Below are 10,745 nucleotides of genomic sequence, written 5' to 3' on the forward strand. Positions count from 1 at the left end.
GAGCGGCGCGCTTTAGAGCACCCGCTCCTTGACCTTCAAATGGCGCGCGTACCAGGGACGCTTCGGCACCTTGCGAAACAGCCCGGCCAGCCTGTCCTCATCCGCCCCGAAGGTAATCCGCAGCGCCAGCTTCATGGTTTCCGGGTCCATCTCCATCGACTTGCCCATCTGCAAACCCGGCGTGGTGCTGCAACCATGGGTGTCCGGCCCCAGCCACGGGTCATCCACCTCCACCCAGCGCCCCGGCGCAAACCAGGGCACGCCGTTGACTTCCAGCCGGCTCACTTCACCCGGATGAAAACGCTCGTGGGCACGAAACCAATCCTCGATGCGGTCATCGATCCAACCATGAAAACGCCAGAACACCGGATTCACGTGAGAAGAAAACGGATCTCCAAGGAAGTCATTCTCTGCCACGTACCAACGCGCGGCAAAGTCAGCCGGGTCCCGTGCAAAAGGCACCGGCGCGCCGTTGGACGGGTCCCGCGGCACCGAGGCCCAGCGCATATGCAGCCAGTCGTGCAGGCCCAGCTCCACCTCAGAGCCGAACTGCCCCAATGTGAGTTTCGCCAGGTAGCGCGGGTCGCGGTACTGCGACTCCCAGACCTCAAAGTTACTGTGGTAAGTCTCGGCCGCCTTGATATCGCTGACCCACTGGGTATACGCACTGTCATTCGCCGCCATCCAGGTAGGCGGCAACGCGAAACCGTCATGATTGTCGAAATAACGCACAAACCCCTGGCGATCACGCTCCAGCCCCGGCTGTGGCTGAGGGAAGTACGTCCACGATGGCAAGTCCTGCATCGAACGTGCGGCGCCCAGCATGTGCCGATGCATGAAAAAGAAGTCGATGCCCGAACCGTTGCGATCCTTGCGCGGCCCCCGTGCATCGCGCTCCCGGTCACGCGGACCAGGCTGCCAGCCGATCCCCCGCAAGGCATTACGCTTGTCTTCGGAGAGTTTGTGCCACTGGTCACGGGAAGCGTGCCAGAGCTGGTGAAACAGGCGATGTTCGGGAGCAATCAACCAGGCCAATAGAACCGGGTTGAGACCGATGCGCTCACGCGCCTCGGGAAACAGCCGCTTGGTGGCGACAAAATGATTGTCCCGTTCGAGCAGGGCCAATGGGCGGTCCAGGCTGAGGATCTGCCCACTCAGGGTGCCGCTGCCGGCGTTACCGAATTCGGCCCAGACTTCATCAAGGGTCATTGTGAACTCGTAGGCCGGAGCCCCGTCCACGGCATCGCGGTCGATCAGGCGCCAGTACAGATGCGCCCCGTCGCCGGGAGTCAGGTCACCCAACACACGATAGCGCGGCTCGCCGTCGGCACGCAGTTGTTCGCCAGTGTCGAGGTAGCCCCGCAGGCCACGCCCACGCGGGGCAACGTCGAGGAGCAATTCCAGGCCTTCCAGGGGCAAGCCTTTCAGGCCGGCATCGCGGCCTGCCAACTGCACATGCCAAACGCCACGCAGGCTGTCCGCCAAATGCTGGCCGGCGGTGTCTGCCAGATCCACCGTGGCTTCGCCCGGGGTAATCGGAAACTCTTCACGCGTCAGCTCGCGATGGGCATAAAAGGCCGCAGGCACTGCAGCGCCAGTCAGCGCCAGGCCGGCGATGAACCCTCGTCGAGAAATCGTCATTGCTTTACCTGTGTCAGCCATCAAGCAGGCTTTATCCAAGCTAGAACGTTCGCTGACAGGGGAAATTTAGCACCGCGCCTCCCAGGCTTAAATTTTCCCGCCCATCGCTCGTTCATCCCAGATAGCAAAGGCCTCAACTGACTGAGATGGCAATGACAAAACCACGTTCGAAAAAGGCGTTGTACTTCGGCCTGCCGCTGGTCCTGGCCATTGGCGCCGGGGCCGGGTTCCTGGCTTGGGACCATTGGTTCAGGGGCAATGCCGGGTACCCGTTGGCGGTAATCAAGCAGGCCAATGAGATGCAGGACCGCCTGCTGTCGTTCGACAGTCACATCACCGTGCCGCTCAACTTTGGTACCGCCGGCAACGAAGCCGACAAGGACGGCAGCGGCCAGTTCGACCTGGCCAAGGCCAGCCGGGGGCGCCTGTCGGGTGCAGCCCTGACGATTTTCGGCTGGCCGGAAATGTGGAACGGCCCCAATGCGCCCCACAAGCCCACCGCGGGTTTTGTCGAAGAAGCCCGCCACCAGCAGGAGACTCGCTACAAGATCATCTCCGGCATGGTTCGCGACTTCCCCAACCAAGTGGGCATTGCCTACACCCCGGATGATTTCCGGCGTCTGCATGGCGAAGGCAAGTTTGCGATCTTTATCAGCATGCTCAACGCCTACCCGCTGGGTGATGACCTTAATCAGTTGAACCTGTGGACCGCGCGCGGCATGCGCATGTTCGGCTTCAGCTACATCGGCAACAATGCCTGGTCGGACTCGTCACGCCCACTGCCGTTTTTCAATGACTCACCCGATGCCCTCGACGGCCTCTCGGATATCGGCAAGCAAGCCGTGCATCGCCTCAATGACCTGGGGGTAATCATTGATGTCTCGCAGATGTCCACCAAGGCCCTGGAGCAAGTTGCGCAACTGAGCCGCACACCGATGGTGGCCTCCCACTCGGCGCCACGGGCGTCGGTGGACATACCGCGCAACCTCAGCGACAAGGAACTGCAACTGATCAAGAACAGCGGCGGTGTCGTTCAGGTGGTGGGCTTCCCAGCTTACCTGCGCCCCCTCAGCCAGCCCACCCAGGACAAACTCAACGCGTTGCGCGCGCGCTTCGACCTGCCGCCACTGCCCAACCTGGCCGTAGCCCTGATGCCCGGCGACCCGATCATCTCGGCCTGGCCAGAACAAAAGTTTGGCCAATACGCCAGTGCGCTGTACGCCATCCTCGAAGAAGAACCCAAGGCCACCCTCAAGGACTTGGGCGATGCCATCGATTACACCGTGCGCAAGGTTGGCATCGACCACGTCGGCATCGCCTCGGACTTCAACGACGGCGGCGGCCTCAAGGGCTGGGAGAACGTCGGCGAAGTGCGCAACGTGACTGCGGAACTGATCCAGCGCGGCTACTCCGAAGCCGATATCGCCAAGCTCTGGGGAGGCAACTTCCTGCGGGTCTGGGACCAGGTACAAAAAGCTGCCAAGCCATTGGCCAACCGCTGAACCACCCTCAATGAATGAAGTGAATTCATGACCGACCGCCGTACGTTTCTCAAGCAGGCCGGGCTTCTCGCCGCGAGCCTGCCGCTGGGCACTGCCATCATCCCCCAGGCACTGGCAGGCGATGCGGCACCACCTGGCGACCCTTGGGCAGGCTTTCGCCAACTGTTTACCCAGGACCCGGACTACCTGCACTTTTCGAATTTCCTGGTGGCCTCGCACCCCAAGCCGGTGCGTGAGGCCATCGAGCGCTACCGCGCGCAGATCGACCGCAACCCCGGCCTGGCCATGGATTGGGACCTGCAAGAGACATGGAAGCGTGAAGGCCAGGTGCGCGAATGGGCCGGCCGCTACCTGAATGCCAGGCCCGGCCAGATAGCCCTGACCGGCAGCACCTCCGAAGGCCTGGCGATGATTTACGGCGGGATCCAGGTACGCCCCGACCAGGAAATCCTCACCACTGTTCACGAACATTACGCCACCGCCTACAGCCTCGATTTCCGGGTACGCAAGGAAGGCACCCAGGTACGCAAGATCAAATTGTTCGAGAGCGCCCATTCGGTGTCCGTCGATGAAGTGCTCGGTTCTATCGAGCGCAATATCCGCCCCAATACCCGTGTGCTCGGCATGACCTGGGTGCAATCCGGCAGCGGCGTCAAGCTGCCGATCGGCGCGATCGGCAAGCTGGTGGATGAACACAACCGCAACCGTGACGACAAGGACCGCATCCTCTACGTGGTCGATGGTGTGCATGGCTTTGGCGTCGAGAACCTCGACTTCCCGGACATGCATTGCGACTTTTTCATTGCCGGCACCCACAAGTGGATGTTCGGCCCGCGGGGCACCGGGATCATTTGCGCCCGCTCGGAACAGAACACCGACGTGACACCGATGGTGCCGACCTTCTCCGAAGACACCAACTTCGCCACCACCATGACACCCGGCGGCTACCACGCCTTTGAACATCGCTGGGCTGCGGATGAAGCCTTCAAACTGCACTTGCAGTTGGGCAAGCCGCAGGTACAGGCACGCATTCATCAGCTCAACGACGAACTGAAGACCCAACTGCTGGCGCACTCGAAGATAGAGCTGGTGACACCCCGCAGCAGCGAGTTGTCGGCAGGCTTCACCTTCTTCCGGGTCAACGGCCAGGACAGCCGCGACGTGGCCGCCCACATGATGAAAAACCGAGTAGTGATCGACTCGGTATATCGGGACGCCGGCCCGGTGATTCGCACTTCCCCGGGCCTGCTCAACACATCGGCCGAGATCCAGCGCTTCATGACGTTGCTGAGCCAACGGTTGTGACGCCTCTTTTTCATTTCAGCGAGATGCTCCCATGAACCATCACCCGCACCTGAAACCGCTGGCCGCAGTGATTCTGACAACACTGTGCAGTGCCCTGCTACCGGGGTTGGCCCAGGCGGCCACGCCGACACCCGGTAAAGTGTTCAAGGACTGCAAGGACTGCCCGGAAATGGTCGTGTTGCCCGCCGGTACGTTCACCATGGGCACCCCGGAAGACGAAGTGGGCCGCGAGCCTGATGAAGGCCCGATGCACCCGGTCACCTTTGCCAAGCCCTTCGCCATGAGCCGCTTCCAGGTCACAGCCGGCGAGTGGGACAGCTATGTACGCCAGTCCGGGGTCAAGATTGCCAATGGCGATGAACGACCCGGCCGCGAGTGCGTCGCCAGCAAGCCACGCTACCCCCAGGGGCCGCGCCAACCTGCCGTGTGCATGGACTTCGAGGATGTGCAGAACTACGTCGCCTGGCTATCGAAGAAAACCGGCCATCACTACCAGATGGTCAGTGAAGCCCAACGTGAATACGCCGCCCGCGCCGGCTCCACCGGCCCGTTCCCCTTCCCGTTCGACGAGGGCAAGGGCTACAGCATTGCCCAGCATGCCAACACCTACGGCCCGGCGGATGGCTACAGCTACTCGTCCCCGGTGGGCAGCTACCCGCCCAACGCGTTCGGCATGTACGACATGCACGGCAACGTCTACGAGTGGACAGCCGATTGCTACAACGATGATTACGTCGGCGCCCCAAGCGACGGCAGCGCCTGGCTGACCGGTAAATGCCAGTTCAGACGCATCCGCGGCAACGACTGGGGTGAAGCCCCCGTGTTCTCCCGCTCCGGCAACCGCAATGCGTTGGTACCGGACAACCGCGGCGACTGGATCGGCTTTCGCGTCGTGCGGGACCTGTAAGGCAGCCAGCCCTCTAAATTAACCCTCCCCCCAGTCGTTTTACAGGTGTGTGTGACCCGTCATGCAACGCATTGCGGCGCACCACCGCCCTCTATGCCACCCAGGCCGAGCCCGCGACCGAAGCCGGGCCCGGCCGATCTTCAAGCAGGGAACCTCCATGAGCAAACCAACACGTGGGGTGATCAATGAATTGTTCACCCTGCTCAAACCCTTTCGGCTGATCGTTGTCGGCTCCATTCTGCTCGGCATGGTCGGCGGCCTCAGCGTCACGGTATTGCTGGCGACCATCAATACCGTGCTGCACGCCGACAACGGCCTGACCAACACCGTGGTCGGCGCCTTTGCCGGCCTCTGCCTGCTGGCACTGGTCAGTTCGATCTTTTCCGATATCGGCACCAATTATGTGGGGCAAAAGATCATCGCCCGGCTGCGCAAGGAGCTTGGGGAAAAAGTCCTGTCGGCGCCCATCGAACAGATTGAGCGCTACCGCAGCCACCGCCTGATCCCGGTGCTCACCCACGACGTCGACACCATCAGCGATTTCGCGTTCGCCTTCGCCCCGCTGGCCATTTCGCTGACCGTCACCCTTGGCTGCATGGGCTACCTGGCGATGCTGTCATGGCCGATGTTCTTGATCATGGTGGTCGCGATCATCATCGGCACGGTCGTCCAGTACATCGCCCGGGGCCGGGGAATCAAAGGCTTCATGGAGGCCCGCGACGCCGAAGACGAACTGCAGAAACACTACAATTCCATCGCCGAGGGCGCCAAGGAGTTGCGCATCCATCGTCCGCGCAGGCACCGCATGTTTGTGTCGGGGATAGAAAGCACCGCCGACAAAATCTGCGACACACAAATTCGTTCGGTGAATATTTTCGTCGTCGCCAAGACCCTCGGCTCCATGCTGTTTTTCGTGGTCATCGGGCTGGCACTCGCCCTGCAATCACTGTGGCCGAGTGCCGACAAATCAGTGATGAGCGGCTTTGTGCTGGTGCTGCTGTACATGAAAGGGCCGCTGGAGCATCTGATCGGCACCCTGCCAATCGTCAGCCGCGCGCAGATCGCATTCCGCCGTATCGCCGCGCTGTCGGAGCAGTTTTCCTCGCCCGAACCCCACCTGCTGCTCAGCGACCAAGGCAACCAGAGTACGCCGGTGCACAGCCTGGAATTGACGGACGTGTCCTACAGTTTCCCCGCCACCGAAGGCAGCGCACCGTTTCGCCTGGGCCCGGTCAACCTGAAGATCGAGCAAGGCGACATCATCTTCATTGTCGGCGAAAACGGTTGCGGCAAGACCACCCTGATCAAGCTGCTGCTAGGCCTGTACGCCCCGCAGCAGGGAGAAATCCGCCTCAACGGGCAGCCCGTGACGGCAGTGACACGTGACGACTATCGCCAGTTGTTCACCACGATCTTCGCTGACTACTACCTGTTCGACGACGTGGTGCAGGGCGATACCCATATTCCCGAAGATGCCAACCAATACCTGCAGCGCCTGGAAATCGGCCACAAGGTCAGCGTGCGTGACGGTTCGTTCACCACCACCGACCTGTCCACCGGCCAGCGCAAGCGCCTGGCGCTGGTCAATGCATGGCTGGAGGAACGCCCGGTGCTGGTGTTTGACGAATGGGCCGCAGACCAGGACCCGACGTTCCGGCGGATTTTCTACACCGAGCTGCTGCCGGATCTCAAGCGCCTGGGCAAAACCATCATCGTGATTTCCCACGACGATCGTTACTTCGACATTGCCGACCAACTGGTCCGCATGGAAGCCGGGAAAGTAGCCACCGAACTGCAACCGGCATGAATAAGTTAGATTCTCATTCTGGTTTTTCCGGCCTCATGCGTCTAATTAAGAATCGCTAACAACTACGCAACCATTAAAACCAGTAAGAGTGAGCACAATGTCAGCAATTGCGGGGATTCCACGTTTTACCAAAGCCTTGTTCATGCGCCGTATGCTGCAGCCGGGCTTCAGCGCCACCGCGTTCAGCATGGCGCTGGCGTTGCCGTTCAGTGCGCAGGTTCAGGCCCAGGAGATCAACTTCAATATCCCGGCACAATCGCTGGCAAGCGCCCTGCAGGCACTGGGCACCCAGTCGAACATGCAAGTGCTGTACAGCGCCGATGATGTAAAGGGCCAGCACAGCCAGCCGGTGAGCGGCCGGCTGTCGCCTGAACAGGCGTTGTCGCAGATGCTGGTGGGGACCGGCGCTGTGTTCACCGTTCAAGCCAACACCGTCACCGTACGTGCCCGGGCAACGGGTGATTCACTGGAGCTGGGTGCCACCACCATCAGTGGCCAGGCTGTTGAATCGGCCTACGGCCCCGTGGACGGCTACGTTGCCACCCGCAGCGCCACCGGCACCAAGACCGATACGCCCCTCCTGGAAATCCCGCAAACCGTCAACGTGGTCACCGCTAAACAGATCGAAACCCAGGGCGCACTCAACCTGACCCAGGCCTTGCGCTACACGCCAGGCCTGAACACCGGCGGCTTCACCGACCGCAACGCGATCGCCGACGAAATCACCAGCCGTGGCTTCGCCCCTACCCAGCTGTACCTGGACGGCGCTTACTTGCCCTATGCCGGCAGCCTCGGCGGCGCCCCGCAAATCGATCCGTATACCCTGGAGCGCATCGAAGTGCTCAAGGGCCCATCGTCGGTGCTCTTTGGCCAAAACCAGCCAGGCGGCCTGATCAACATGGTCTCCAAGCGACCGACCACCGAACAACGCAGCGAGGTCAAGATCGGTGCCGGCAGCTACAACCGGGTCAACGGCGCATTCGACACCAGCGGCCCGCTCGACGATCAGAAAGAGTTCAGCTATCGCATCGTCGGCGTCGCGAAGAAAGGCAACCAGCAGGTCGATCATACCCACAGCGAACGCATGCTGCTGGCACCCAGCCTGACCTGGGCCCCGAACGACGACACATCCCTGACCGTACTGGCGCAGATCCAGCGGGACCGAGGCCTGGAAGACTATCAGGCGTTGCCAATGATCGGCTCTCTCGAGCGCGGCCCCAACGGCAAACGCATCGACCGCAATTTCTTCTCCGGCGACTCGAAATACAACGACTACAAACGTGACCAGTTCATCCTGGGCTACGACTTGACCCACAGCTTCAGCGAAAACCTGAAAGGTCGCTCCACCGCCCGCTACACCGACGTACGCGACGACTACAAAGGCTTCTACCTGCGCAGCTTCGTCACCGATGCAGTCACCGGCGCGGTCGACCAGACCCGGGCCAACCGTGTCAAACTCGACTGGCGCCAGCACAACACCGCCTACACCATCGATAACAACCTGGAATACAAATTCAACACCGGCGCGCTGGAGCACACCACCCTGGTCGGCCTGGACTATCGCAACTTCAACCGCAAATACACCGGCTACAACGCCTACAACGTACTGCCGATCAACCTCTACGGCGAAAACAACAACTACGACACCAGCAGCCTGACCCCGGAAAAAACCACCAAGTGGGACAACACCGTGCGCCAGACCGGCGTCTACCTGCAGGACCAGATCAAACTGGACAAGTGGATCCTGACCATTGGTGGCCGTCAGGACTGGGCCGAAGTTGAAAACAAGGACCTGATTGCAAACTCCATCACCGAACAGCGTGACAACAAGTTCACCGGCCGTGTCGGCCTGACCTATGTCACCGACTTCGGGCTGGCGCCGTACGTCAGCTACTCCGAATCTTTCCTGCCGACCGTTGGCACTACCGCGCCCGAACGTGGCGGCAAGGCCTTCGCGCCGACCGAAGGCGAACAGTACGAAGTGGGTGTGAAGTACCAGCCGTTCGAGAAGACGCTGATCACGGCTTCCGTGTACCAGATCAAGCAGAAAAACGTGTTGAGCCAGGATAACGAGTACACCCAGTACTCGGTCCAGCAAGGCCAGGTTCGCTCCCGCGGTGTTGAACTGGAAGTCAAATCGACGATTGCCAACGTCGACGTACTGGCTGCTGCGTCCTACCTCGACGCGTTCTACATCAAGAACAACTACGGCAACACCGGTAACCGCACCGAGCAACAGGCACCGGTTTCGGCATCGCTGTGGGTTGACTACCACTTCACCCAGGCGGTGCTCAATGGCCTGACCTTCGGTGCCGGCGCCCGCTACACCGGCCCCAAACCCGGTGATGCTGCCAACTCGTTCGAGGTCCCGGGCTTTGTGGTCTATGACACCACCGTCAGCTACGACCTGAGCAAGGTATCGCCAAGCCTGCGTGGCGTGGAAACCAGCCTGAACGTGCAGAACGTGTTCAACCGCGAGTACGTGTCCCACTGCAACTACTCGTTCGGCTGCTACTACGGCCAGGAACGCGTCGCCTCGGTTGACGTGACGTACAACTTCTAGGCAACACCCACAAAAAAACCGGGCCTGGCCCGGTTTTTTTGTGCCTGTTCTCAAGCTGCCAGCGCGGCTCGCAATGCCTGGGTCAATTGAGCGTACACCTCGTCGATATCCGGCACCACGCTCTGCAGGCGCAGGAAATCGTGAATCAACCCGGCGTACTCGATCACTTCCACCGCCACCCCCTGTTCCTGCAACCGTCGGGCATAGGCACGCCCTTCATCCAGCAGCGGGTCATGACCGGCCAACGCAATCAGCGCCGGTGGCATGCCCGGGTACCCCGGCGCCAGCAATGGCGAGAAGCGCCAGTCAAGACGATCCGCCGCCTCCCGGGCGTAATGCCGGTAGAACCATTCCAGTGTCTCGGTCTCCAGCAGATAGCCCTCGCCGAACAGCTCGGTCGACGGGCTATTGGTAGAAGCGTCCGTCACCGGATAGCACAGCAGTTGCCAGCAGGGTTTAATTGCCAGCGTCGCGGGCTCGAGCACCGACTGCAACGCCAGCACCGTCGCCAGCGTGGCCCCCACACTGTCGCCACCGAAAGCCACGCGGGTGAGGTCCAGGCCTTCGGCTGCAGCGTTATCGGCCAGCCAGGCCATGGCATCGGCGCCATCGTTCAGCGGCGTCGGGAACCTGTGCTCCGGCGCCAGTCGATAACCCACTGAAACCACCGCACACGGAGTTCTGGCGCAGAATTCGCGGCACACCCCGTCATGGGATTCCAGGCTGCCGACCACGTAGCCACCGCCATGGAAGTACACCAGCACCGGCAGGCTCTGCGCCGAAACGTCAGCGGGACGGTACACACGCAACGCCAGCGTCGCGCCATCGCGTGCCGTGAATTCGATGGGGCTGCAGCGCACCTGCGCAGGCGCCTGCCAGCGCAGTTGCGCGGTGGTGCGCTCGAACGCCTCACGAGCCTGGGCGGGCGTTGACAGGTGAAACGGCCCAGGACCGTCCGCCTGGCTTTCTTGCGCCAGGTCGAGGAAGGCATTGAGTTCCGGATGCAAGGACATCGCAGGT

7 protein-coding genes are annotated in these 10,745 nt (G+C 61.5%); 5 read left to right on the top strand and 2 right to left on the bottom strand.

Annotated elements, in window-relative coordinates; genetic code table 11:
- Positions 1-12: 12 nt before the first annotated feature.
- Entirely contained in the window at positions 13-1,641 is a 1,629-nt protein-coding gene (locus C0058_RS21955; RefSeq protein ID WP_102369565.1) for a PvdJ/PvdD/PvdP-like protein, read from the bottom strand.
- A gap of 152 nt (positions 1,642-1,793) precedes the next feature.
- On the opposite strand from C0058_RS21955, the gene pvdM reads away from it, so the two are divergent.
- The 5 genes from pvdM (at position 1,794) to C0058_RS21980 (ending at position 9,725) form a co-directional block, all read left to right on the top strand.
- Complete coding sequence (gene pvdM / locus C0058_RS21960; RefSeq protein ID WP_008434503.1) at positions 1,794-3,143, top strand: pyoverdine-tailoring dipeptidase-like protein PvdM; 1,350 nt, start codon at positions 1,794-1,796, stop codon at positions 3,141-3,143.
- Between the two features lie 27 nt (positions 3,144-3,170).
- A complete protein-coding gene (locus C0058_RS21965) occupies positions 3,171-4,448 on the top strand; it encodes an aminotransferase class V-fold PLP-dependent enzyme (protein ID WP_102369566.1) in 1,278 nt (425 codons plus the stop codon).
- Between the two features lie 31 nt (positions 4,449-4,479).
- Positions 4,480-5,355 (top strand): formylglycine-generating enzyme family protein, encoded by an 876-nt coding sequence (locus tag C0058_RS21970; RefSeq protein WP_008434504.1) that lies wholly within the window; start codon positions 4,480-4,482, stop codon positions 5,353-5,355.
- A 157-nt stretch (positions 5,356-5,512) separates the two neighbouring features.
- Complete coding sequence (locus C0058_RS21975; RefSeq protein WP_003208548.1) at positions 5,513-7,162, top strand: cyclic peptide export ABC transporter; 1,650 nt, start codon at positions 5,513-5,515, stop codon at positions 7,160-7,162.
- A 97-nt stretch (positions 7,163-7,259) separates the two neighbouring features.
- Positions 7,260-9,725: a TonB-dependent siderophore receptor gene (locus C0058_RS21980; protein WP_003208546.1), complete on the top strand. Its 2,466-nt coding sequence runs from the start codon at positions 7,260-7,262 to the stop codon at positions 9,723-9,725.
- Positions 9,726-9,775: 50 nt separating this feature from the next.
- Here C0058_RS21980 and C0058_RS21985 read toward each other — a convergent pair whose 3' ends face one another.
- Positions 9,776-10,738, bottom strand: a complete 963-nt coding sequence (locus C0058_RS21985; protein ID WP_102369567.1) for an alpha/beta hydrolase — start codon at positions 10,736-10,738, stop codon at positions 9,776-9,778.
- Positions 10,739-10,745 lie beyond the last annotated feature (7 nt).

Source organism: Pseudomonas sp. NC02 (assembly GCF_002874965.1).
In the GTDB taxonomy this organism is placed as follows: Bacteria; Pseudomonadota; Gammaproteobacteria; order Pseudomonadales; family Pseudomonadaceae; genus Aquipseudomonas.